Source organism: Mycobacterium heidelbergense (assembly GCF_010730745.1).
GTDB classification, from domain to species: domain Bacteria; phylum Actinomycetota; class Actinomycetes; order Mycobacteriales; family Mycobacteriaceae; genus Mycobacterium; species Mycobacterium heidelbergense.
The window spans coordinates 3,333,935-3,358,176 of the sequence record NZ_AP022615.1; the positions used below are offsets into that span (position 1 = coordinate 3,333,935).

Sequence of the window (24,242 nt, forward strand, 5' to 3'; positions counted from 1 at the left end):
GCCCGATCGGGCCACGGGGGGATGGCGGTCAATTCGTGCTGAGCCGGGGAGGTATCGGTGTCCTTTTTCATTGCAGCGCCGGAGTTTATCGCCAATGCCGCAACGGATTTGGCGAGCATTGGTTCCACAATCGGTTCGGCCAACATCACGGCGGCCGCAGCGATAACGGGGGTGCTGCCCGCGGCCGCCGACGAGGTTTCGGCGCAAATTGCCGCGCTGTTTTCCTCGCATGGCGTGGGGTATCAGCAGCTGAGCGCGCAGGCGGAGGCGTTTCACGACCTATTCGTCCGGAATTTGACCGCGGGCGCGAGCACCTATGCGGCCGCCGAGGCCAATGTCGTGCAAACCCTGGCCGCCGCGGTCCCCGCGCTGGGGCTGAACGTGAGCGGTGGGCTGGCGGGGCTGGAGGCCAGCCTGAGCGCCGACGTTGCGGAACTCGGTGCCTCGCTCAACGCCGCGTTCTCGGGCGGCTTCGGAATCGCCCTGCCGGGCAACGTGAATGGTGCGCTCGCCGCCCTGGGCGGCTTCTTCGGCTTCAGCCCGAGCCTGGGTGTCAGCATCGGCGCCGGCCTCTCCGGGCTGGGCGCTCAGCTCAACGCCGCGCTGACCGGGGGCCTCAGCGTCGGGCTGCCCACGCTGCTGGTCAACGCGGTCGCACCCTTCCAGGCGCTGGTCACGGCGAGCTCACCGGCCGCGTTCCTCGCCCAGCTCCAGGCGATGGAAACCGCGTTCAACGGCGCCGTGCTCAACAACGAACTCGGCTTCAACGCGGCGCTGACCGCCCAGGAGGCGGCGTTGGAGACGGCCCTCTTCGGCGGCACCGGCGCCGTGGGCGGCGTGATCGACAGCACCTTGAACTTCTGGAACATGGTGCTGGGCACCGGTGAGGCGACGTTCGACAGCGTGTTGGGCGTGCCGTTCCCGGCGAGCTTTCTCGGCGCCAACCTGGTGGTCGGCCCGCTCAGCGGCGTCATCGGCGGCGGCGCGCTCGGCGGGCTGCTGGGCGCCGTGGACAACAAATTCCTGTTCGACCTCAACGTCATCGGCGCGGTGGCGAGCGCGTTGACCGGCAACGGGTCACTGCAGGCGTCCTTGGCCGCGGCCATCAATGGGCTGGGGTTGCAAGCCTCGTTGGGAGCGGCCCTCAACGGCTCGCTGTTCGCCGGGATCCCCGCCACCGGGGCGGCGTTGATCGCGGCGCCGATCGCCGGGTTGCAGGGGCTGGCGTCGGGCCAAATCGGCTTCCTCGGCAACCTGGTCACCGCGGAGACGGGCTTCAACACCAACCTGTTGGGCAGCGAGTTGTCTTGGGAAGCAAGCGTCTTCGGCCCCAACGCCTTCAACGGGGCGCTCAACCGGATCTTCAACGTCGGCAATCTGGCCTTGCTCACCGGCGAGCAATCCGTCAACAGCTTCGTGGGCGGGGCTCAGGTTCCGGCGCTGAATGCCGGGGCCTTCCTGACGGGCGGCGGCGGGGGCGTCTTCAACACCAACGGCGGCATCGGCGGCCTGGAGGGCATCGTCGACCAGACCCTGGCCGCCGGCGCCGATCTGGCCGGGCTCCTGTAGCGCGCGCCTGAGCGGTCGGCCCAACTTCTGGGGTCGATGTGGCGACCGTGACGCGGCACCGACGCCTGGCCCGGCGCGCCGAGATCTGCGTTGGCGTGGGAAAGTGCGAGTGGGCGCCGCGCTACCGTCGATCTCGGCGCAGGAAAGTAACTGCCTAAGGGGGCGGCCACCTCAGTGGTCAGCCCGCCGCCCGGGCGGGATCACGGTGTCGACGACGAGCGCCAGCTCCCGCCGGTTCGGCGGTTCCCCGGTGAGCAGGAAGTGCTGGTTGATCAACGCCGGTCCGATCCGCGCGGTGAGCGGCGTGATGGTGGCCGGGTCCAGGTCGCCGTCGTCGACGGCGGCCCGCAGGATCGATTCCAGGATCTTCAGGCGCGGGCCCACCACGGCGTCGGCGACGATGGCACGCAACTCGGGCTCGTGGACGAGCTGCCCGATGATGTCCATGCCCGGGAACCCCGTCTTTCCGGCCAGGAGATCGCGGTGCGACGTGAGCATGGTCAGCAGGTTCTCTCTGGCCGACCGGCCGGAGCGCAGCTCGGGCAGCGGCGGCAGCGCGTAAACCAGGGCGGCGTGCACCAGGTCGTGCTTGCTGCACCAGCGCCGGTACAGCGCCGCCTTGCCGGTGTGGGCGCGCGCCGCGATTCCCTCCATCGTCAGCCCGCCGTATCCGACCTCGGTCAGCTCGGCCAAGGCCGCCTCGTAGAGCGCGCGTTCGAGCACCTCGCCTCGCCGGCGGCTCCGGCCGCTACTCCGATTCGCTTGGGTGAGCTGCGACATTTCTCGATAGTAGCCGTTGGCGTTCCTATTCGCTGCGACCACGCGAACCAACGTCCGGGCGGATCACACGGGTAGGGTGCCTCCATGTCCGAGACCCCGCGGCTGCTGTTCGTCCACGCCCATCCCGACGACGAGAGCCTCAGCAACGGCGCCACCATCGCGCACTACGCCGCCCGCGGGGCGCAGGTGCGCGTCGTCACCTGCACGCTCGGCGAGGAGGGCGAGGTCATCGGCGACCGCTGGGCCGAGCTCGCCGTCGATCGCGCGGATCAACTCGGCGGCTACCGCGTCGGCGAACTCACCGCCGCGCTGCGGGCGCTGGGCGCCGGAGCGCCCAGCTACCTCGGCGGCGCGGGCCGATGGCGCGACTCGGGCATGCCGGGCACCCCAAAGCGCCGCCGCCAGAGGTTCATCGACGCCGACGAGCGCGAGGCCGTCGGCGCGCTGGTGGCGATCATCCGCGAGCAGCGCCCCCACGTCGTCGTGACCTACGACCCGGGTGGCGGCTACGGCCACCCCGACCACGTCCACGCCCATGCCGTCACGACGGCCGCGGTCGCCGCCGCCGGCACCGCCGACTACCCGGGCGAGCCGTGGACGGTCCCGAAGTTCTACTGGACGGTCGTGGCCGAAAGCGCGATCGAGACGGGCTGGCGGGCGCTGAATCCCGAAGACCTGCTTCCCGAGTGGAGGATTCCGCCGCACGAAGAGTTCGACTTCGGGTTTGCGGACTCCGACGTCGACGCCGTCGTCGAGGCCGGCCCGGAGGCGCGCGCCGCCAAGGCGGCCGCACTCGCCGCGCACGCCACCCAGGTCGTCGTCGGCCCGACCGGCCGGGCCTGCGCCTTGTCGAACAACGTGGTGCTGCCGATCCTCGCCGAGGAGCACTACGTTCTGGCGGCCGGCTCCGCGGGGGAGCGCGACGAGCGCGGCTGGGAAACAGATCTTCTGGCGGGACTTGGTTTCACCGCGTAACGCGGTAAGCTGCGAACCACGCAGCAAGGAAGGAACGCGCATGGACCCCGACATGGACCCCAACATGCAGCACTGGCAGGACCGGCTCGACAGCCTGCAGTGGGTTCTCGGCTCCATCCTCTCCAACATCGACAGCATCCCGACCTGACCGAAACCAAACCACGCACCGCGCCGGTTCACGACAGCGCCGCTACAGACCCGGCAATTCGGTTCGTTGTTTTGGCGCTGTTGGCTGTCGACGGGGTTCTCTCCGCACTGGCCGGCGCGCTGCTGCTGCCTTCCTATATCGGTTCCATTCCGTTTCCCATCAGTGCGTTGATCAGTGGACTGCTCAACGCGGCGCTGGTCTGGGCCGCCGCGCTGTGGACCAGATCCACGCGGGTGGCCGCGCTGCCGCTGTGGATGTGGCTGGTCACGGTGGCCGTGCTGAGCATGGGCGGCCCCGCCAACGACGTCATCCTGGGGGGCCGGGGACTGATGGCCTACGGAGCCGTGGTGCTGATCATCCTGGGCGGCGCGCCACCGGCCTGGGTGTTGTGGCGGCGCAGCCACCGCGGCCGCGGCACTCGTTAGCCCGCGTTCACGCCGATCGGCGGCAACGGCGGGAGGAAGCCGCGCACCCAATTGATCTCGGTGTTGATGAACTGGTTGATCGACGCCGTGGTGGCGGTCCAGAAGTTGCTCAGCCCCTGCGTGAAACTGACCGTCCCGTCGATGAAGTCGATCGTGTTGAACAGCGCGCTCTGCACGATGGGCTCGAAAAGGTAGTAGAAGAAGTTGATCTGGGGCGCGACAAAGCCGATCACGGGCAGGTAACCCGCCGCCCACGCGGCGAGGTTGAAGCCGTACTGCACCCACGGCTCGATCGTGAGGTAGGCGCCCTCGATCGCGTCGCCAAGCGACACCAACGCGTTGGCCGCGGGCAGCACGGCGGCGTTGGTCGCGGCGGCCGGCGCAAGCAGGGCGCCGGCGATCCCGCCTCCGAGCAGCGGCTGGCCCAGCAGGGTCGCGGCGGGCGCGCTCACCGCATTGACCAGGGTCTGCGCGGCGTTGGCCTCGGCCGCCGCATACGTGGACGCCCCCGCGCTCAGCGCCTGCACGAACTGCTCGTGAAACGCCGTCACCCGCGCGCTCAGCTGCTGATAGCCCAGCCCATGCTCGGAAAACATCGCCGCGACCTGCGCCGACACCTCGTCGGCGGCGGCCGCCGCCACCCCGGTGATCGGGGCCGCGGCGGCCGCGTTGGCCGTGCCGAGCGTCGAACCGATGCCGGCCAACTCCGAAGCCGCGGTTACCAGCGCCTCCGGGGCCGCGAGCACGAACGACATTGGCGCCTCCCCTGGGTTACGACGGATGGTATCGCGATCACCGATCCACGGAGGCGAAGTCCGCCAAAGACGTGGCAGGGCGGGTGGCCGTGACCCCGGGGATGTCGACCGCGGGCCGGCGGTGGCCTGGCGCTACTGTTGCGCGTATGGCACCGTTGCCCAAAGTTTCGCAGGTTGGGACGTGCGGATGAAATTCGATCGCGGGGAAGTTACACCAACGTGCCGCTAACACCGGAGCCGCCGGCGCCCATCGTTCTGCCCGGACCCGTCGTTCCGCCGAAGGCCGACGCGTCGGCGCTGCGGCGGGTCCTGCGGCGGGCCCGCGACGGGGTCGCGCTGAACATCGACGAGGCGGCCGTCGCGATGAGCGCGCGCGGCGAACACCTCGCCAACCTGTGCGCGAGCGCCGCGCGGGTGCGCGACGCGGGCCTGGAGTCGGCCGGGCGGCGCGGGCCGGACGGCCGGCTGCCCATCACCTATTCGCGCAAGGTGTTCGTCCCGGTCACCCATCTGTGCCGCGACACCTGCCACTACTGCACGTTCGTCACGGTCCCGGGCAAGCTGCGCGCCGACGGGGCCGGCATGTATCTGGAGCCCGACGAGATCCTCGACCTGGCCCGCCGCGGGGCCGAACTCGGTTGCAAGGAAGCGCTATTCACCCTCGGCGACCGGCCCGAGGATCGCTGGCCCGAGGCGCGCCAGTGGCTCGGCGAGCGGGGCTACGACTCCACGCTGTCCTACGTGCGGGCGATGGCGATCCGGGTGCTCGAGGAGACCGGGCTGCTGCCGCACCTGAACCCCGGCGTGATGAGTTGGTCGGAGATGTCGCGGCTCAAGCCCGTCGCGCCGTCGATGGGGATGATGCTCGAGACGACGTCGCGGCGGCTGTTCGACACCAAAGGCCTTGCGCACTACGGCAGCCCGGACAAGGATCCGGCCGTCCGGCTGCGCACCCTGACCGACGCGGGCCGCCTGTCCATCCCGTTCACCACCGGGCTGCTGGTCGGCATCGGCGAGACGCTGACCGAACGTGCCGACACCCTGCACGCGATCCGCAAGTCGCACAAGGAGTTCGGGCACGTCCAGGAAGTGATCGTGCAGAACTTCCGGGCCAAGGAACACACCGCGATGGCCGCCATGCCCGACGCCGGGATCGAGGACTACCTGGCGACGGTGGCGGTCGCGCGGCTGGTGCTGGGCCCGGGCATGCGCATCCAGGCCCCGCCGAATCTGGTGTCGCGCGAGGAGTGCCTGGCGCTGATCGGCGCCGGGGTCGACGACTGGGGCGGCGTTTCGCCGCTGACGCCCGACCACGTCAACCCCGAACGGCCCTGGCCCGCATTGGACGACCTGGCCGCCGTCACCGCCGAAGCCGGCTACGAGTTGGTGCAGCGGCTGACCGCGCAGCCCAAATACGTCCAGGCCGGCGCGGCGTGGATCGACCCTCGGGTGCGGGGACACGTTGTCGCGCTGGCCGATCCGGCGACCGGGCTGGCCCGCGACGTCAACCCGGTGGGCCTGCCCTGGCAGGAACCCGACGACGTGGGATCCTCGGGCCGGGTCGACCTCAACGCGGCCATCGACACCGAGGGCCGCAACACCGCGGCCCGCAGCGACCTCGACAGCGCCTTCGGTGATTGGGAATCGATCCGTGGCCACGTGCACGAGCTCGCCGCGCGCGCCCCCGAGCGCATCGACGTCGACGTCCTCGCCGCGCTGCGGTCGGCCGAACGCGATCCCGCCGGCTGCACCGACGACGAGTATCTGGCGCTGGCGACCGCCGACGGCCCCGCGCTGGAAGCGGTTGCCGCGCTGGCGGATTCGCTGCGTCGCGACGCGGTGGGCGACGACGTGACCTTCGTCGTCAACCGCAACATCAACTTCACCAACATCTGCTACACGGGGTGCCGGTTCTGCGCGTTCGCGCAGCGCAAGGGCGACGCCGACGCGTACTCGCTGTCCACCGACGAGGTGGCCGACCGCGCCTGGGAGGCGCACGTCGCCGGTGCCACCGAGGTCTGCATGCAGGGCGGGATCGACCCCGAGCTGCCGGTCACCGGGTACGCCGAGCTGGTGCGCGCCGTCAAGGCCCGGGTGCCGTCGATGCACGTGCATGCGTTCTCCCCGATGGAGATCGCCAACGGGGTGACCAAGAGCGGCTTGAGCGTTCGCGAGTGGCTGACCGGCCTGCGCGAGGCCGGGCTCGACACCATCCCCGGCACCGCCGCCGAGATCCTCGACGACGAGGTGCGCTGGGTCCTCACCAAGGGCAAGCTGCCGACGTCGATGTGGATCGACATCGTGAGCACCGCGCACGAGGTGGGCCTGCGGTCGTCGTCGACGATGATGTACGGCCACGTCGACAGCCCGCGGCACTGGGTCGGCCACCTCAACGTGCTGCGCGAAATCCAGGACCGCACCGGCGGTTTCACCGAGTTCGTGCCGCTACCGTTCGTGCATCAGAATTCGCCGCTGTACCTGGCCGGCGCGGCCCGCCCCGGGCCCACCCATCGCGACAACCGGGCGGTGCACGCCCTGGCGCGAATCATGTTGCACGGCCGCATCTCCCACATCCAGACCAGCTGGGTGAAGCTCGGCGTCGAGCGCACGCAGGTGATGCTGCGCGGCGGAGCCAACGACCTGGGCGGCACGCTGATGGAGGAGACCATCTCGCGGATGGCCGGTTCGGAGTACGGATCGTCGAAGACCGCCGCGGAGCTGACCGCGATCGCCGAGGGCATCGGACGCCCCGCGCGCCAGCGCACCACCACCTACGCCCCGCTGGCGGCCTAACCTATTGCCCCTCGCGAGCGTGCGTGTCTGTGCAGGGACACGCCGCGGCGGGTGGCATTTTGCGCACGCTCGCCACCCGACCGCGCCCCGCTCAGTAGTTGTTGCAGCTCCCGGCCACCGACAAGACGTCGTTGAAGTACGGCGCGGCCTGCGGCATGGCCTGGATCTGCTGCGCCATCTGCACGCGCTTCGGCGGCGGCGAGGCGAGGAACTGGCGCAGGTAGCTCTGCGCGATCGGCGACCCGTTCAATTGCGCGGCGGCTCCCGGGTCCGTCGCGTTGAGCGCGGCCATAACCTGCCCGTAGCTGCACGTCGTGTTGATGACCGGATCCAGCGGATCTGCGGACGCGATCCCGGCGCCAGCCGTCAACGCGAACGCCACACCGCCAACGGCAGCAGCCAATTTGATCAACGACAGCCTCACCATCTGTGGACACCTTCCCCAATAAATGCACCGTCGATAAACGGCGACGACATCTGCCCAACGGTTGCCGTCTGCGGTCGAGGCTACCAGGCCCCGCGAGCTTTCTTCCATCGCAACCGTTATCGCACACGAAGCCCGGATCGTAACTATCCGCAGGTCAGCGACGTGGCTAAAAGCCGTTCGCCGTGGGCGATCGGCGACCTCGCCGAGCCACTCGACGGCCCCGCCGTGGCGCGGGCCTTCCTATCCCGGCGGGCATGCCGAGTGGTTGACGTGTATGTGCAACGTCTAGTATCAGTAACCGAGAACTTTCTCCGGGCGGCCGAGCGGCCGCCGCGAGCCGAACACCAGCCCATCAGGCAGCACATGGAGGAGACCTTGAGGAGACGCCTGTGACGTACACGATCGCCGAACCCTGCGTCGACATCAAGGACAAGGCATGCATCGAGGAATGCCCGGTCGACTGCATCTATGAGGGCGCTCGGATGCTGTACATCCACCCCGACGAATGCGTCGACTGTGGCGCCTGTGAACCGGTCTGCCCTGTCGAAGCGATCTACTACGAAGACGATGTGCCCGAACAATGGAGCCAGTACACGCAGATCAACGCGGACTTCTTCGTTGAGCTGGGCTCGCCGGGCGGTGCGGCCAAGGTCGGCATGACCGAGAACGACCCGCAAGTGGTCAAGGACCTGCCGCCGCAGGGCGAAGGCGACTGAGCAAGCCGGTGCTCGATGAGCCCCGGGCGGGCCGGCGTCTCGTCTCGGCGTCCCTGCCGGAGTTCCCGTGGGACACCCTGGCCGACGCCAAAGCGCTGGCCGGGGCCCATCCCGACGGCATCGTCGACCTGTCCGTCGGCACCCCGGTCGATCCCGTCGCGCCGCAGATCCAGGAGGCGTTGGCGGCATCCGCTGCAGCGTCGGGATATCCCGCCACCGCCGGCACCGCGCGACTGCGCGCCTCGGCGGTGGCCGCGCTGGGCCGCCGTTTCGGGGTCACCGGGCTGACCGAGGCGGCCGTGCTGCCGGTGATCGGCAGCAAGGAACTCATCGCCTGGCTGCCGACCCTGCTGGGCCTGGGCCCGGCCGATGTCGTGGTGGTGCCGGAGCTGGCCTATCCGACGTACGACGTCGGCGCCCGGCTGGCCGGAGCGCAGATCCTGCGCGCGGATTCGCTGACCCAGCTGGGCCCGCGGGCCCCGGCGTTGGTGTACCTGAACTCGCCGAGCAATCCGACCGGGCGCGTGCTGGGCGTCGACCACCTGCGCAAGGTGGTCCGATGGGCCCGCGACCGGGACGTCATCGTGGCCTCCGACGAGTGCTACCTGGGGCTGGGCTGGGACGCCGAACCGTTATCGGTGCTGCACCCCTCGGTCTGCGACGAAGACCATACCGGGCTGCTCGCGATCCACTCGCTGTCGAAGAGCTCGTCGCTGGCCGGGTACCGGGCCGGCTTCGTCGCCGGGGATCCGGCCCTGGTCGCCGAGCTGTTGGCCGTGCGCAAGCACGCCGGGATGATGGTCCCGACGCCCGTGCAGGCCGCCATGGTGGCCGCCCTGGACGACGACGCCCACCAGCGGCTGCAGCGCGAACGGTACGAACGGCGGCGGGCCGCCCTGTTGCCGGCGCTGCGCTCGGCCGGCTTCGCCGTCGACCATTCCGAGGCGGGCCTGTACCTGTGGGCCACCCGCGGCGAGCCGTGCCACGACAGCGTCAGCGCGTTGGCCGCCCTTGGCATCCTGGTGGCGCCGGGCGATTTCTACGGCCCGGGCGGCGCCCGGCACGTGCGAGTGGCGCTCACCGCCACCGACGAGCGCATCGCCGCCGCCGTGCGACGGCTGGCCTAGCCCCCCGGCTGCCGCGCGCGCCGGGGGACGCGGACGGCAGAATGCATCGGGAGGAGTTACCCAGGCGCTTACCAACGGTCAACCCCGGACAAGGAATGTGGTTGTGACGACTTCGGCGGGCAAGCTGCACATCCCCACGTCGGTTGGGGACATCGCTAAGCGCATCTTTCTGGGAAAGCCGCTGATCACCGAGGAACTGAGTTCCGAGAAGCTCTCGAATCCCGTTGCGCTGGGCGCGCTTTCGCCGGACGCGATCTCGTCGACGGCCTATGGTCCCGAGCAGATCCTGATCGAACTGCTGCCGCACGCGGGGCTGGCGGCGTTCGTGTTGCTGCTCCCGGTCACCGGTGTCATCCTGCTGATCCTGGTGTTGGTGGCCGCGTCGTACCGGCAGGTCGTCATGGCCTACAGCCGGGCGGGCGGTTCGTACATCGTCGCGCGGGAGAATTTCGGGCCCCGGGTGGCGCAGGTCGCCGCCGCGGCGCTGTTGATCGACTACGTGGTCACCGTGGCGGTGCAGTCGGCGGCCGGCACGGTCGCGGTGGTGTCGGCCATCCCGGTGTTGGGGCCGCACAGCCTGCAAATCACCGTCGGCGTGGTGCTCGTCGTCTGCTACGTGAACCTGCGCGGATTAAAGGAAGCGGGATGGCAGTTCGCGTTGCCGACCTACTTCTTCGTCATCATGGTCGGCCTGACGATCGTGGTGGGCGTCGCGCGCGCCATGGCCGGCGATCTGCCCGTCTACCACCCCGCGCAAATGCCCGGAACCGTGCCCGTCCATCAGTCCAACGGCCTGGTGATGGGAGCGACCGTCCTGACATTGCTGCGTTCGTTCGCCAACGGCGGTTCGTCGCTGACGGGGGTCGAGGCCATCTCCAACACCGTCGACGTGTTTCGAAAACCGCAGGGCCGCAACGCGCGTCGGGTGCTGACCGCCATGGCGACCATCCTCGGGCTCCTGCTGGCCGGCGTCGCCTACCTCGCGTATGTCACCCACGCCACGCCATATCTCACCGAATATCCGTCAGTCCTGTCGCAGATCGGCCGCGCGGTGTTCGGTCAGGGCCCGATCGGCGACGTCTTCTACATCCTCGTGCAGGCGTCGACCGCGGCCATCCTGTTCACCGGCGCGAACACCAGCTTCAACGGATTCCCGGCGCTGGCGAGTTTCGTCGCCGAAGACCGCTTCCTGCCGCGGCAGCTGACGAAACGCGGCCACCGCCTGGTGTTCTCGAACGGCATCATCACGCTCACCGCGCTTTCGGTGGCATTGCTGCTGGCGACCGGCGGCTCGGTCAACGCGCTGGTCCCGTTCTACGCGATCGGCGTGTTCACCGGGTTCTCGATGGCCGGCTACGGAATGACCAAACACCATCTGACGCACCGGGAACCGGGCTGGCGCCGGCGCCTGGCGATCAACCTGTCGGCGGGGATCCTGTCGACGATCGTGGTGGGCATCTTCGCCGTCGCGAAGTTCACCGAGGGCGCCTGGCTCGTCGTCGTCGTGTTCCCGGTGCTGGTGTTCGTGCTGATGCGGCTCAACCGGGAATACCGCGCCGAGGCGGCCATTCTCGAGATGTTCCGCACCGATCGCCCCGAACTGGTGAAGTACGCGCGGCACAAGGTGTTCGTGTTCGTGAACTCGGTCGACCTCGCCGTGATCGAAGCGCTGCGCTACGGGCGGGGACTGCGGGCCGACGAACTGGTCGCGGTGCATTTCATGGTCGACGACGCGCACGCCAAGGTGCTGCGAAACCGTTGGGATCACTTCGATCTCGACACCCCGCTGCGGATCGTCGACTGCCCGGACCGCCGGGTCACCCGGGCGGCGCAGGTTCTGGTCGCCAAGGCGCGCGACGAGCGCCAGAACACCAACGTGACGGTGTTGCTGCCGCGTCGGACCTACGCGCCGCTGCTGGGACGCCTGCTGCATGACCGCACCGCCGACAAGGTGGCCCGGGCGGTCAGCCTGATCCCGGACGCCGCGGCGACGATCGTGCCCTACGACGTGCAATCCCGGATCAAGGAGGCGTACCCCGAAGGCTTCGAGCAACGAATCGCGCGCGAGCTCGACAAGGTCGAAGCGTGGGTCTCGCGCAGCGAGGAGCAGGAAGTCGAAGCCTATGAGCACCCCGAGCGGCCGCCATCGGTGATCACCGTTGGGGGCCTCATTCCCGGGCAGCGCGCCACCTTCGAGGGGCGGGTGAGCGAGGTCCAGGACGTCAACGAACGCCGGCGGACCGTCCGGCAGATCGTCGTCGGCGACAATAGCGGCGAAATCACCATCACGTTCCGAGCCGGCCACGGGGGCGCCGACATCCAGCCCGGGCAGCTGCTGCGGATCATCGGCAAGCCCAGGCAAAGCGGCAGAAAGCCCATGGAGATGGTCGACCCGGCGTACCACGTGATCGAGGACCCCGCGCAGGTGGGCGAACTCGGGAAAACCAAGGATCGGCCGTGAAGCGACTGACCAGCCGTGCTGGTGTCCGCGCTGGGCCTCGCGTTCACCGCCAACGGCTACCGACCGCTGACCAGGCGCGGTTACGGGTCGGTGTTCGCGTTCGCCTACGGCCTGTTCGCGTCGGAACTTCCGGTGCAGGCGCTCGGCGTTCAGGCGGCGGCGCTGGCGGCGGTGTCGCCCGGGCTGGATCGCGATCACCGGGGGCTCGGCCGGCGGGCATCTGTCGTCGCTGGCCGCGCTTACCCCCAACGATCCGCGGTTTCAGCCGGGTTTCGAGGGGGCCGACACCCGGGTGCAGGCGGCCGTCCCGTTCTACGGGGTCTACGACTTCACCCGATCCGACGGCGCGATGCATCCGCTGATGGTGCCGATGGTGGCCAAGCGCGTGTTCAAGCTGAGTCGCACGGAGATAGCCGAACCTTTCCGGATCGCCTCACCGATCAGCCACGTGTCCGAAGACGCCCCACCGTTTTTCGTGCTGCACGGCACCAACGACTCGTTGATCCCGGTCGAACAGGCCCGCAGCTTTACCGCGCGCCTCCGTGAGGTCAGCCGTCAGCCTGTGGTATATGCCGAGTTGCCGTGCGCGCAACACGCTTTCGACATCTTTGGGTCCGCCCGCGCGGCGCACGCGGCGGTGGCCGTCGAGCAGTTCCTGGCCGAGATCTACGCGTCGCGTCGGGTCACGGCCTAGCCGCTGGCTGCCCTCGTCGCCCCGCTCGTCCGTGGCGTCAGTGACCGTTGGCGCGAAACCGTTCGAAGGATCGCTTCACTTCTGCTTCCGCCGTTTCCCGATTGCCCCAGTCGGCGGCCTTGACGAACTTGCCCGGCTCTAAGTCCTTGTAGTGCACGAAGAAGTGTTTGATGGGCTCCAAGACAAAGGACGGCACGTCGTCGACGTCGGTGATGTGATCCCATCGCGAATCGCCGGCCGGCACGCACAGAACCTTGTTGTCGCCGCCGGCCTCGTCGACCATCTGGAAGATGCCCACCGGGCGTGCGGCGAGCACGACACCGGGAAAGACCGGCTCGGGCAGCAGAACGAGGGCGTCAAGAGGGTCGCCGTCGTCGCCGAGGCTGTTTTCGATGAAGCCGTAATCCTCGGGATATCCCATCGAGGTGTACAGGTAGCGGTCGAGTCGGATGCGGCCGGTGTTGTGGTCGCTCTGGTATTTGTTGCGCTGTCCCTTGGGGATTTCAATGGTTACGTCGAATTCCATGTGACTACTCCTGATTGTCGGCGAGTCGTGCGTGGATCGTGTGCGGGTCGGTCGCGTTCCGGCGGCGCGCCGATTCACCCGGATACCGTTGTGCGAGTGGTTCGTTGACGTCCAAAGCCGGCGCGCGACGCCTCCGCCGGACATGCCGTCGGACCCTCCCGCAGGGGTGTTGAGGCGCAGCATTATACCAATTTATATGCGAACGGCAAGGGCTCGCAGGCAACACCCAGGTGCCTGATCGGGTCGACACAGTAAACGAGATCACGAGCCGGCGCACCGCAGGGGCGGAGTACAACCGAATCGGAGGGTGGGTGCGAATGTCGGCGCGCTTCACCTACGACTCCTATGTTCGCAGGGGCCATCAGCCGGATCGGCGGTTCAGGGCGGGCTCCATCGCCGCTGTCAGTTAAGCAATGGAAATCGGCTTTGGTCAAGCGCGGCGAGGCCGTCCCGTCGGACCACGACGACGCCATGTCTGCGGAGGACGGCGCTAGCCTCGATCGCAACTTAGTTATAAATCCATTGATTAGCAACAGATTTGGACTACATATCACGCGGACACCCCGTCTTGGCGCGCACCGGCCGGTTGTGATCGACGCCACCCATGGCCGTCGGACGGGCTCGGGACCCCCTCGGTGCTCGCCTGGCCGTTACGTGTCGTGGCAACCGCCCGGCCGCGCTGCCCACTTCGCCGCCGGTTACAGGGTGGACGCGTCTGGACGTAATGTTTCAATCAGCTGGAAGTCTCCTGTGCATCGGCCATGGTGGGTTGTTTGATCAACATAATTCGGCTTGACTGTCAAGCAATAAGATCACGAAAGTTTTAAATGTGCGTCGTCGGCTCTGACGGCGCACGATGGCGGTGGGGCTCGCCATAACCGCGCGTCAAGCATCGACGGCCAACGGTCCCTGCGGAACAGATCAGTGCCCGGCCGGCCACAGGCGTGGCCGGGTGTGACGCAGGAGGACCGTAAGTGGCCGTTCAATCTTCGTCGATAGCTGCGATCCCGCTTCCCCCGTTGCGATGTCGTCGGTGGTGTCCGCGGCCCGGCGGGTGCTGTCGCGGTCCCCGTTCGGGTCGGCTGCCGGCATATGGGATGTGAAACACCAAGCACTCCGGATCTTTTCGATCGGTTGGCGATCAACCATGAACGAACCCGATCACAATCGACCCGCCATATATCCGGGTGGCCTGACGGTCGCCCCAACAGTGTCCGTGAAAGGTAAAAGACGCATGGCGCGTTCGCGCATCACCGACTGGAATCCAGAAGACCTCGTGGCCTGGGACGACGGCAACGGCGCCATCGCCCGTCGCAATATGGTGTGGCTGGTTGTGAACGTGCACATCTCCTTCTCGGTCTGGTACCTCTGGTCGGTGATGGTGCTGTTCATGCCGCAGTCCGTCTACGGCTTCTCGACCGGTGACAAGCTGCTGGTGGGCGCCACGGCGTCGCTGGTGGGGGCGCTGGTGCGCATTCCATATTCGATGGCCGCCAACTGGTTCGGTGGCCGCAATTGGACGACGTTCTCGTCGCTGGTGTTGCTGATCCCCACCATCGGGGCAATCGTGTTGCTTGCCCATCCCGGACTGCCGTTGTGGCCGTATCTGGCGTGCGCCGCGTTGACCGGGTTGGGCGGCGGCAACTACTCGGCGTCGCTGGCCAAGGTCGACGGTTTATACCCGCAGCGGCTCAAGGGTTTTGCGCTGGGCCTCACCGGTGGGCTGGCCAACCTCGGGTCGGCGTCGATCCAGGCGGTCGGGCTGGTGGTGCTGGCGACCGCGGGCCACGAGGCACCATACTGGGTGTGCGCGATCTACCTGGTGCTGCTGACCATCGGCGGCGTCGGTGCGGCACTGCGCATGGACAACATCGTCGCGCATCGCACCGGCATCTCGCCGGACAACTTGCGATCCATTCTCTCGGTGCCCGACACGTGGGGAATCTCGTTTCTCTATCTGTGTGCCTCCGGCTCGTTCCTCGGCTTCGCGTTCGCGTTCGGCCAGGTGCTCCAGCACAACTTCGTGGCCGGCGGCGAAAGCTACGGGCAGGCGTCGTTGCACGCTTCCGAAATCGCCTTCGTCGGACCGCTGCTGGGATCGGCGGCGCGGATAGTCGGCGGTAAGTTCAGCGACCGCTTCGGTGGTGGCCGTGTCACCTTGAGCGTCTTCGCCGCCGCGATCGTGGCTGGGGGATTGCTTGTCGGCGTCAGCGTCCACGACGATCTCACCCGCGACCGCGGTGGCCCCGTGACGGGGTTTACCATGGCCGGCTACATCGTCGGCTTCATTGCGCTGTTCATCTTTACCGGTGCCGGCAAGGGGGCGGTGTATAAGCTGATCCCTTCGATCTTCGAAGTGCGCAGCCGGACAATGGGTCTCGGCGAGGCCGACCGCCATCACTGGGCCCGCGTCAGGTCGGCGGCTTTGATCGGATTCGCCGGTGCGTTCGGCGCACTGGGCGGCGTGGGGATCAACTTGGCCCTGCGGCAGTCCTATTCGAGCACCGGCACCGAAACGTCGGCGTTCTGGATCTTCCTCGTGTGCTATATCGCCGCCGCGTTGCTGGCCTGGGCTCGCTACGTCAGGCAGGGGCCGCGCGCGCCGATACCGCGGTCGCGACCGCAAACCGCGGGCGAGGCGGTCGACACCGTGAGTGCGTCGGGCGGCCGGGCGGCACGGGAAACGGCGGCGACAGATGTTTGAGCCGATCGCCGAAAAATCACATCGACAAGCCGGGAACGGGGGATCAGCGGGACCATGAAAGACAGCACGAGCGAACTAGCGACGGAAATCTCTCCCTTCCTATACCTCGAGGAGGTCACCGCGACGGCGGTCGAAGCCGGGAAACTCATTCTCAGGCATCGACGGGACGCCCGGGTCATTGCGGAAAAAGGCGATCATGGCAAGGACGCATCACCGGTCACGGCCGCCGATCTGGAATCCAACGAGTGCATCATCAACCACCTCAAGGTGCTGGATCCGGACATTCCGATCATTTCGGAGGAGACCCAGTTGGCCGACTACGAAACCAGAAAGTCGTGGCGAAGATTTTGGTTAGTGGATCCATTGGACGGGACCAAGGAATTTGTACGGGGAAGCGATGAGTTTACCGTCAATATCGCTTTCATCGAGGACCTGGAACCGGTGCTGGGCGTCATCTACCTCCCGGCCAAGAAGTTGCTTTATTACGCGCAAAAGGGGCGGGGCAGCTGGAAGCAAGCGGGAAGGAGGCCTCCCGTTCAGATATTTTCCTCAATACCGGACCTTGGCCAAGGCCTGACGGTCGTCGAGAGCAGGTCGCACCCGTCGCCGGCGTTGGAGAGCTATCTGAAGGATCTTCCGATAAAGGAACGGGTCGCCGCGGGTAGCTCGCTCAAATTCTGCCTGGTGGCGGAAGGCCTCGCCGACATCTACCCTCGGATGAATCCGACCATGGAATGGGACGTGGCGGCCGGTGATTGCATCTACCGAAATTCGTCGCGGCTGGGGCAACGAAGCTCGTCGTTGACTTACAACAAGCCTAGTTTAAAAAACGATAGCTTTGTTATAGGCCTTAAGTAAAGCAGTCCCGCCACCACGACGCCACGCGATTATCGGCTTCGGTCGAAATCTTCGAGGGGCGGTTTTGCGTGGTCATAACCGCAGCGGTGCCCGCGCGATAAACAGGAAGTATCCAACCAGAATACAGCTAGCTATAAGGTTGTCGGGTGAAGATAAAATCACGATGATTAAAAATACGAAATGAGGGTGTCAGCGCCGTCGCAGCGACCCGCTTGTTCGCGGCAGGGGTGGCCTTATCCGATCGGTGAACTGGCTCGATACCGAGCAAGCCGGGTGTGCTGATCTCTCTACTGGACACATTAAAAACTGTCAATAGAATGAGTGAGCCAGATTGGCTCAACGAACAACGTCGATCGGCCACTCGATGCCCGGGATGTCGGCATCCCGGTGGCCGGAAAGAGGTTTTGAAATGAGTCCGAACATCACCTGGCACCACTACAGCGTTAGCCGGCGCGAACGGGAAAAACTCAACGGCCATCGCGGATGCGTCGTCTGGTTTACCGGGCTGAGCGGTTCCGGTAAGAGCACGGTGGCGAATCTGGTGGACCGAAGGCTATACGAGCGGGGCGTGCATAGCTTTGTGTTGGATGGCGATAATGTGCGCCATGGCCTCAATGCCTGCCCGGAAACTCTTGAAGAGCGCCATGGCCAGGAATTCGCCAAAAGATTTGGGCTGGGATTTTCGGCCGAGGATCGCGAAGAAAACGTCCGGCGTATCGGTGCGGTCGCAAAGCTGTTCTGCGAGGCCGGCCTGGTGGTATTGACAGCTTTCATCAGTCCCTATCGTCGCGATCGGGATGCGGTTCGGGCCACTCTCGCCAATGGAGATTTTATGGAGATCTTCATCGATACGCCCATAGAAGTGTGCAAGAAGCGCGATCCCAAGGGTCTCTATAAGAAGGTCAGGATCGGCGAGATCACGGGATTTACCGGGATTGACGCCCCGTATGAACCTCCGTCGAAGCCGGAGTGGACCCTCGACGGTGGAAACAAGGATGCTGATTCCCTGGCGGACGAAGTGGTCTCGCATCTCGGGGCGGCGGATATCATTCCCGGTCCGGCGCGCTACCAGGGCGTTTCCGGCAGGGCCGACATTTAGGAGTCTTCTTTCCGAAGTGGGGTTAATCATTTTGACCGTAAAGTATGTTCGCCGCGGGCGATCTTAATCGAAAGGTAGAAATTGTTATGGGTGATCAGCTGCTCACTCCGACGAGGGTGGTGAGGGATTATCTTTCTGATTCTTTGGTGTGGGAGGGTTTTTTGGCTCAGGGGGGGTTTGTTGAGGGGGATGTTGTTGTTGCCGATCCGTTTAAGGCGGGGACGACGTGGACGCAGCGGATCATTCAGCAGATCTTGCGCAACGGGCGTGAAAGCGAGGGGGGGTTATCGGATACCTCGCCGTGGCTGGATTCCAGCTGGGGTGATCATGCCGCGATGCTTGCCGTGCTCGGTCGGCAGCGTGAGGCCGGGATGCGGCGGGTGATCAAGTCGCATCTGCCCGCCGATGCGCTGCCGATCGCCGCGCAGGCCCGGTATGTGTTTGTCGGGCGCAACGGCAAAGACCTGGGCATCAGCTTGCACAACTATCTGTACCATTTCGCACCCGAGACGATGGAGCAGATCAACCGGATCCATGCGCAGTGGTCGAAGGATCCCACGGCGTTGGTGATCCCGCAGGATATGCGGGAGTTTTTCGATCGGTGGCTCGACACCGACGGCTACGGTTGTTGTGACCTGTTCGACATCATGGCGTCGTGGTGGGCGCTGCGTGATGAGCCCAACGTGTTGTTGTTGCATTATCAGCAGCTCAAAAACGATCTTCGGGCTCAGATCGTGCGGTTGGCGCGGTTTTTGGATATCGATCCGGCGTCGTTGCGCATGCAGGCCATTGTTGAGCATTGCTCGTTTGAGTACATGAGCGCGCGGGCGGAAAAGATGGCGCCCTTCGGGGGAACGCACATGTCCAGCGCCAAAGCCTTCTTCCACAAAGGACTCCAACGCGACCACCGGCACGAACTGACCCCCGAACAAGTCCACCGCTTCAACCGTACCGCCCTCGACAAACTCGGCAACGACTGCGCCCACTGGCTCGAAACCGGCGAAAGCCCGCCAGCGGGCTAGACGAATTGAATGCTTAGGCCGTCGTCCGGGTCAGCTCGCCGGGGCGACGTAAGCCGGGAGGGCATAAATGACAATCGATTTCGGGATGCTACCGCCGGAGATCAACTCCGGTCGCATGTATACCGGTCCGGGCTCGGGACCGATGCTGGCTGCCGCGTCGGCGTGGGACGACGTGGCCGCCGAATTGCACCTCACGGCGGCGTCTTACGCCTCGGTGGTCTCGGGATTGACGGTGAGCTGGCGGGGCGCCGCCGCGGCAACCATGGCAGCCGCGGCCGCGCCGTACACGGCATGGATCAGCGCCACCGCCGGGCGGGCCGAGCGGACGGCCGACCAGGCCAGGGCGGCGGCCGCCGCCTACGAAACCGCGTTTGCGGCAACGGTTCCCCCAGCGGTGATCGGGGCGAACCGCATGCAGCTGCAGGCGCTGATCGCGACGAATTTCTTCGGCCAAAACACCCCGGCGATCATGGCCACCCAGGCCGAGTACATCGAAATGTGGGCCCAGGACGTGGCAGCGATGTACGGCTATGCCGGCTCCTCGGCGACCGCCGCGCGGGTAGCGCCCTTCGTCTCCCCGCCGCAGGCCGCCAACCCCGTTGGGACGGCGGGGCAGGCCGCCGCGGTCGCCCAGGCCGTCGGCGCCGCGGCCGACGGACAGGCGCAGACGTTGCCACAGCTGACGTCCGTGGTGCCCGCCCTGCTGCAAAGCCTGGCGGCGCCGACGGCCTCGGCCGATCCGTCGGCCCCCGCGTCGCTGGCGTCGTCGCTGAACACGATCCTCGGCTTTTCGACCGGGCCGGTATCCCCGTTGTCGTATTTCACCGTCGCCGGCGTGCCGCAGTTGCTGGGTGTCCAGTGCTACTTGCTGCCGCAGGCCGGGGCGAACCTGGCCGCCGCGGCCGGCAAGGCGACGGCGTTATCGGCCGGTGGAGGGGCTTTGGTTGCGGCGGGTTCGCAAGGGGTCCAACTGGGTTCGGCGGTATCGGCAAGCATCGGTCGCGCGGGCCTCGTCGGGGGTTTGACGGTGCCGCAGGGCTGGGCGATGGCCGCTCCAGCGGTCAAGCCGGTGGCCGCGGTATGGGCGGAAAGCGGCCCATCCGCCGCTGCGGCAGCGGCCGCCACGCAAGGCGAAGGACCGTTGCTCGGCGGCATGGCCTTGTCGAGTCTGGCTGGGCGGGCGATGGCCGGTACCGGCGGCGGTGCCGCCCGATCGGCAGGTGCTGGCGCGGCCGGCGAGGCCAGCGGTCCGGTCAACATCTTTATCGTGCCCGGCGGCGCGCAATGACCGCAATTGCCCCAGACCTCCCGGCCGGTGTCGTTGTTGCGTTATTTGCTGATATTCCAGCAACTTTGCGCGGCAGAGATCGCGACAGAGATGAGGAGCGCATGCCTTTGGAACCGCAGCCGGAAACGTTGCCGGATGCCAATGATGATCCGGCGGATGCCGGCTCGGCCCCGGCCGCCAAGGGCCCGGTAACGGCTCGTCCGCCAACGGTGTTGGATCCGGCGGCGACCGATGCGGTCTCGATATTGATCGCGATGCAGTTCGGCGCCTATGCCGCGATGTATCACACGGTCAGCGCCCAATTCGCGGCCGCCCACGAGACGTTTGTGAAAAGCCTTGCCATGGACGCAACCTCGGACGCGACCGGCGAGTCCGGCGACGCGTCGGCGGCCACCTGAGAGGACGATCGGATGTATTTCGGATTACTGCCGCCCGAGGTCAACTCCGGCCGGATGTACTCCGGTCCGGGCTCGGCGCCGCTGCTGGCTGCGGCGGAGGCCTGGGACGCGTCGGCGGCCCAGCTGCACGCGGCGCAGGCGGCGTACTCCTCGGTGATCTCCGGGCTGACGACGACGTGGCTGGGTCCGTCATCGGCGTCGATGGCGGCCGCGGCCGTGCCCTACATGGCATGGATGAGGGCCACGGCCGCCCAAGCGGAGCAGACCGCCGCACAGGCCCGGGCCGCCGCGGTGGCCTATGAGACGGCATTCGCGACGACGGTGCCGCCGCCGGTGATCGACGCCAATCGCAGCGAGCTGGCAATGTTGGTGGCCACCAACATCTTCGGACAGAACACCCCGGCGATCGCGGCAGTCGAGGCTCGGTACGGACAGATGTGGGCCCAAGACGCCACCGCGATGTCCACCTATGCCAGCCAGTCGACAGCCGCCACGACGATAACGCCGTTTGCCCCACCGCCGTCGACCACCGACCCGGGCGGGTTGCTCGGTCAGCTGCCGGCCACGTCGGTCGGTTCGAGCACGGAGACGCAGTTCTCCCAGCTGTTCGCCGCGGTACCCGCCGCGCTGCAAAGCTTCGGAACGATCATTGCCGGGCCCAATCCGGTTTCGGGCCTGCTGACCACCTTGCAGGACTTCGCCGGATTGCAGAGCTTGAGCTCGATCAGCGCCGACGTCGAAGTGATCCCCAAGGCGATCCTGCCGGCGAACGACGTCCTGATCAACACCATCATGGGGTTGGTTTTGGGGACCAGGTGGCTTGACGGAGTGGCATCCGGGGCCGCGGCCGGCGGGGCCAACTCGGTCTTGGCGACGGGGCTCGGCTCCGGCGCGCACCTGGCGAGTTCGGCGGGCGGTGTGGTGGCGGCGAACGTCGGCCGCGCCGGCGTGGTCGGGGCGATGTCGGTTCCGCCGAGTTGGGCCACGGCCACCCCGGCAATCAGGACGGTCGCCGCGGTGCTCTCGGGCGCCGGCGAAAACGCCGTCCCGGCTGCGGCGGTGAGCGAGGGGACGCTGCTGAGTGGGATGGCGGTGGCGGGCATGGCCGGAAGCGCTCTGGGCGCGGCCGCGCCCCGGGCCCTCGCCGGTGCCGGCGCGCGATTGCATCGCACCCCACTCAAAGACGGCTCGACCAACGACGGCGAGTCGCCAGAAAACCTGCAACGTCTCGTCGCCGAAATGGCGGAGAAGCCAGACAACGTGCAGCACTGGCACACCGACTCGACACAGTTGGAGGGCCTCATCGCCAAATTGAAGAAGAAACCCGGCATCCACGCGGTGCACCTGTCCGACGGCGAACCGAACATGACGCTACCCCGCGTCACCTAGAAGCTGCCCGGGCCGGCGACTACGGACAAGACCGTTCAGAACGCGACCGTAAAAGTACATATCCCCCGCGAAACGAGGTTATGACAATGGATTATAGAGGTCACAACGGGAAACCGATTGTGGAACGTGTGTCCACCGAGAACGCTGCCGTCGAGATAAAAGGCATGCCGCGCGTTCCCATATCCAAGGCGATGGCGCATGAGGTCATCAGCCTTTCCTACGGATTTCTCACGCCGCTGACGGGCTTCATGGGTCGGCAAGAGGTCGACGGGACGCTGGACAAGATGCAGCTTCCCGACGGGACGCTGTGGAGCATACCGATAGTCTTCGATATGTCCGCGGAGAGCATCGAGGACCTTGGGCTGGAGGAGGGGAGCGGCGCCGTCCTCGAATACCTGGGCGTGCCCATGGCGATCCTCGACGTTGCCGAGATATACGAGTACGACCTCGAGCGGATGGCCGAGAAAACGTATGGCACGGCCGATCCCCGACACCCCGGGGTGAAGAAGACGCTCGGCTATCAGAACAGGTTCGTCGGCGGTGACATCACGCTGATCAACGAGCCGGTCTTCAACGAACCGTTCAAGAGTTTTTGGCTGACTCCGAGGCAACATATGGACGCGTTGCTGGCGAAGGGCTGGAAGCACGTCGTCGCCCACCAGACACGCAACGTGCCGCACACCGGCCACGAGGCGCTGATGAAGCAGGCGTGGTTTGCCGCGAACGAGGATATGCCCGTCGACAACCTGAATACGGGCGTGCTGGTGAATGCGATCATCGGCCAGAAGCGAGTCGGGGACTACATCGATGAGGCAATACTTTTGGCGCAGAACGCGCTGAGGACCAGCGGGTACTTCCGGGAACGCGTCCACATGGTGTCCTTCACGCTGTGGGACATGCGGTATGCGGGACCCAGGGAGGCGATCTTCCACGCCATCCTGAGGACAAATCTTGGATGCACCCACCATATGTTCGGCCGCGATCACGCCGGCGTGGGTGACTTCTACGACCCGTACGATTCCCAGAATCTCCTCAATCAATACAGATCCGAGTTGGGCATCAAACCGGTGTTTCTCCGCGAAAACTGGTACTGCGCGGAATGTTTGGAAGTCACAAACTCTGCTCTGTGCGGCCATGACGCGAAGGCCGAAAGCTTTAGCGGCAGCCTGATCAGAAGCATTCTGACCGACGAAGTGAAACCGACGCAGAAGGTGATGCGGCACGAGGTCTTCGACGTCGTGATGGAGTGTGCCGCCAAGCATGGCCAGGGTTCGCCCTTTGTGACCGAAGAATATCTGAAGGACCGGAGACCGATCTTTACGCTGGGGCACTTGGAGGGACTCGATTCATGAGTAAGAACGCCGACATCAAGATCAATGTATGGATCAACGACGAACGGCTGAAAGCGCTGGAAGACGCCGGGATGGCGCAACTGGCAAAGGAGGTTTTCGCCGGAATGAAGCTGCTCCCGATTTCCGTGACCGGCGACCAGAAGGATCTCATTCTGCAGCGCTACCCTTCGGCGAAGTACGACTCCTCCACCACGGGCTCCATCGAGTTGCTGCCGAAGCGGGCCAAAGACAAGTTGCTGGAGTTCTCCATCAACATGCATTCGACGGGCCCGGAGGTGACGGATCGCTTCGTCAACGACGGCTGACCACACGTGATTAGGCCTCAGCGGCGGAGCAAGGGTTTGGAACCCAGCCGCCTTAACGGTCGTTGCGCGATCCCTGTTCGCGCCGTACGGGTATGGCGTCCACGCGGGGACGAAGTCACGCGGCTAGCTGGACGTACTGGTGAAGTCTGCTGGAAATCTCCTGTGTATCAGCGATATTGAGTTGTCGAATGGTTTCAATTCGGATTGACTGGCAAGTAATAGAGTCAAGGAAGTTTTACAGGTGCGTTGCCGGCTTGGCAGCGCACGATGGTGGTGGGGCTCGCCATAACCGCGCGTCGCGCACTGACGGCCAACGGTCCCTGCGGAACGGGTAAGTACGTGGCTGGCCAACCGTGCAGCCACATGTGACGCGGAGGAAGACCAAGTGGCCGTTCAATTTTCATTGAGCCCGGCGAGATTCGCCAGTTGGG

At 66.3% G+C, this 24,242-nt stretch carries 20 protein-coding genes, 1 pseudogene and 1 riboswitch; of the genes and pseudogenes, 17 read left to right on the forward strand and 4 right to left on the reverse strand.

Features of this window, described 5'->3' with window-relative positions:
• Positions 1 to 57: 57 nt before the first annotated feature.
• Positions 58 to 1,569, forward strand: coding sequence for a PE family protein (locus G6N25_RS24215; protein ID WP_083073346.1), 1,512 nt, complete (start codon positions 58 to 60; stop codon positions 1,567 to 1,569).
• 171 nt (positions 1,570 to 1,740) lie between these two features.
• Here G6N25_RS24215 and G6N25_RS15780 read toward each other — a convergent pair whose 3' ends face one another.
• Positions 1,741 to 2,349, reverse strand: coding sequence for a TetR/AcrR family transcriptional regulator (locus tag G6N25_RS15780; protein ID WP_083073347.1), 609 nt, complete (start codon positions 2,347 to 2,349; stop codon positions 1,741 to 1,743).
• An 84-nt stretch (positions 2,350 to 2,433) separates the two neighbouring features.
• On the opposite strand from G6N25_RS15780, the gene mshB reads away from it, so the two are divergent.
• Together mshB and G6N25_RS15790 are read left to right on the forward strand one after the other, a co-directional pair.
• On the forward strand, positions 2,434 to 3,324 hold the full coding sequence (gene mshB, locus G6N25_RS15785; protein WP_083073348.1) for an N-acetyl-1-D-myo-inositol-2-amino-2-deoxy-alpha-D-glucopyranoside deacetylase: 891 nt from the start codon (positions 2,434 to 2,436) through the stop codon (positions 3,322 to 3,324).
• A 99-nt stretch (positions 3,325 to 3,423) separates the two neighbouring features.
• Complete coding sequence (locus G6N25_RS15790) at positions 3,424 to 3,897, forward strand: hypothetical protein (RefSeq protein WP_083073349.1); 474 nt, start codon at positions 3,424 to 3,426, stop codon at positions 3,895 to 3,897.
• On the opposite strand, the gene G6N25_RS24220 is transcribed toward G6N25_RS15790, so the two are convergent.
• Positions 3,894 to 4,652, reverse strand: coding sequence for a PE family protein (locus G6N25_RS24220; RefSeq protein WP_083073350.1), 759 nt, complete (start codon positions 4,650 to 4,652; stop codon positions 3,894 to 3,896). The two genes, G6N25_RS15790 and G6N25_RS24220, sit on opposite strands and share 4 nt — an antisense overlap.
• Before the next feature lie 219 nt (positions 4,653 to 4,871).
• On the opposite strand from G6N25_RS24220, the gene G6N25_RS15800 reads away from it, so the two are divergent.
• Positions 4,872 to 7,445: a bifunctional FO biosynthesis protein CofGH gene (locus G6N25_RS15800; RefSeq protein WP_083073351.1), complete on the forward strand. Its 2,574-nt coding sequence runs from the start codon at positions 4,872 to 4,874 to the stop codon at positions 7,443 to 7,445.
• A 91-nt stretch (positions 7,446 to 7,536) separates the two neighbouring features.
• On the opposite strand, the gene G6N25_RS15805 is transcribed toward G6N25_RS15800, so the two are convergent.
• Positions 7,537 to 7,869, reverse strand: a complete 333-nt coding sequence (locus G6N25_RS15805; protein ID WP_083073414.1) for a hemophore-related protein — start codon at positions 7,867 to 7,869, stop codon at positions 7,537 to 7,539.
• A gap of 392 nt (positions 7,870 to 8,261) precedes the next feature.
• Here G6N25_RS15805 and fdxA point away from each other — a divergent pair, with 392 nt between their 5' ends.
• From fdxA to G6N25_RS15825, 4 genes and pseudogenes are all read left to right on the forward strand, one after another.
• Positions 8,262 to 8,588 carry a ferredoxin gene (gene fdxA, locus G6N25_RS15810; RefSeq protein ID WP_007168467.1) on the forward strand — a complete coding sequence of 109 codons (327 nt, stop codon included), beginning with the start codon at positions 8,262 to 8,264 and terminating at the stop codon, positions 8,586 to 8,588.
• Between the two features lie 8 nt (positions 8,589 to 8,596).
• The gene (gene dapC / locus G6N25_RS15815) at positions 8,597 to 9,715 is read left to right on the forward strand and encodes a succinyldiaminopimelate transaminase (RefSeq protein WP_083073352.1); all 1,119 of its coding nucleotides are present in this window, start codon (positions 8,597 to 8,599) and stop codon (positions 9,713 to 9,715) included.
• A gap of 103 nt (positions 9,716 to 9,818) precedes the next feature.
• The gene (locus G6N25_RS15820) at positions 9,819 to 12,176 is read left to right on the forward strand and encodes an amino acid permease (protein ID WP_083073353.1); all 2,358 of its coding nucleotides are present in this window, start codon (positions 9,819 to 9,821) and stop codon (positions 12,174 to 12,176) included.
• Between the two features lie 178 nt (positions 12,177 to 12,354).
• Positions 12,355 to 12,870 (forward strand): annotated as a pseudogene (locus G6N25_RS15825) (prolyl oligopeptidase family serine peptidase); the annotation flags it as partial.
• A gap of 37 nt (positions 12,871 to 12,907) precedes the next feature.
• Here the strand turns inward: G6N25_RS15825 and G6N25_RS15830 are convergent.
• A complete protein-coding gene (locus G6N25_RS15830) occupies positions 12,908 to 13,396 on the reverse strand; it encodes an inorganic diphosphatase (protein WP_083073355.1) in 489 nt (162 codons plus the stop codon).
• Positions 13,397 to 13,741: 345 nt separating this feature from the next.
• Positions 13,742 to 13,803: riboswitch (Fluoride riboswitch) on the reverse strand.
• Between the two features lie 827 nt (positions 13,804 to 14,630).
• Between G6N25_RS15830 and G6N25_RS15835 the strand changes: the two genes are divergently transcribed.
• The 9 genes from G6N25_RS15835 (at position 14,631) to G6N25_RS15875 (ending at position 23,811) form a co-directional block, all read left to right on the forward strand.
• On the forward strand, positions 14,631 to 16,100 hold the full coding sequence (locus G6N25_RS15835) for an MFS transporter (protein ID WP_083073415.1): 1,470 nt from the start codon (positions 14,631 to 14,633) through the stop codon (positions 16,098 to 16,100).
• 54 nt (positions 16,101 to 16,154) lie between these two features.
• Positions 16,155 to 16,958 (forward strand): 3'(2'),5'-bisphosphate nucleotidase CysQ, encoded by an 804-nt coding sequence (gene cysQ, locus G6N25_RS15840; RefSeq protein WP_083073356.1) that lies wholly within the window; start codon positions 16,155 to 16,157, stop codon positions 16,956 to 16,958.
• 409 nt (positions 16,959 to 17,367) lie between these two features.
• Positions 17,368 to 18,057, forward strand: a complete 690-nt coding sequence (gene cysC / locus G6N25_RS15845) for an adenylyl-sulfate kinase (RefSeq protein WP_083073357.1) — start codon at positions 17,368 to 17,370, stop codon at positions 18,055 to 18,057.
• 86 nt (positions 18,058 to 18,143) lie between these two features.
• A complete protein-coding gene (locus G6N25_RS15850; protein WP_083073358.1) occupies positions 18,144 to 19,079 on the forward strand; it encodes a sulfotransferase domain-containing protein in 936 nt (311 codons plus the stop codon).
• Positions 19,080 to 19,152: 73 nt separating this feature from the next.
• Positions 19,153 to 20,367, forward strand: coding sequence for a PPE family protein (locus G6N25_RS15855; RefSeq protein WP_083073416.1), 1,215 nt, complete (start codon positions 19,153 to 19,155; stop codon positions 20,365 to 20,367).
• Positions 20,364 to 20,765, forward strand: a complete 402-nt coding sequence (locus G6N25_RS15860) for a PE family protein (RefSeq protein ID WP_083073359.1) — start codon at positions 20,364 to 20,366, stop codon at positions 20,763 to 20,765. The genes G6N25_RS15855 and G6N25_RS15860 overlap by 4 nt, the downstream gene beginning before the upstream one ends.
• Before the next feature lie 12 nt (positions 20,766 to 20,777).
• Complete coding sequence (locus G6N25_RS15865) at positions 20,778 to 22,154, forward strand: PPE family protein (RefSeq protein ID WP_083073360.1); 1,377 nt, start codon at positions 20,778 to 20,780, stop codon at positions 22,152 to 22,154.
• An 86-nt stretch (positions 22,155 to 22,240) separates the two neighbouring features.
• Positions 22,241 to 23,506 (forward strand): sulfate adenylyltransferase, encoded by a 1,266-nt coding sequence (gene sat / locus G6N25_RS15870; protein WP_083073417.1) that lies wholly within the window; start codon positions 22,241 to 22,243, stop codon positions 23,504 to 23,506.
• Positions 23,503 to 23,811 carry a DUF6955 family protein gene (locus tag G6N25_RS15875; RefSeq protein ID WP_083073361.1) on the forward strand — a complete coding sequence of 103 codons (309 nt, stop codon included), beginning with the start codon at positions 23,503 to 23,505 and terminating at the stop codon, positions 23,809 to 23,811. Before sat ends, G6N25_RS15875 begins: the two co-directional genes overlap by 4 nt.
• Positions 23,812 to 24,242 lie beyond the last annotated feature (431 nt).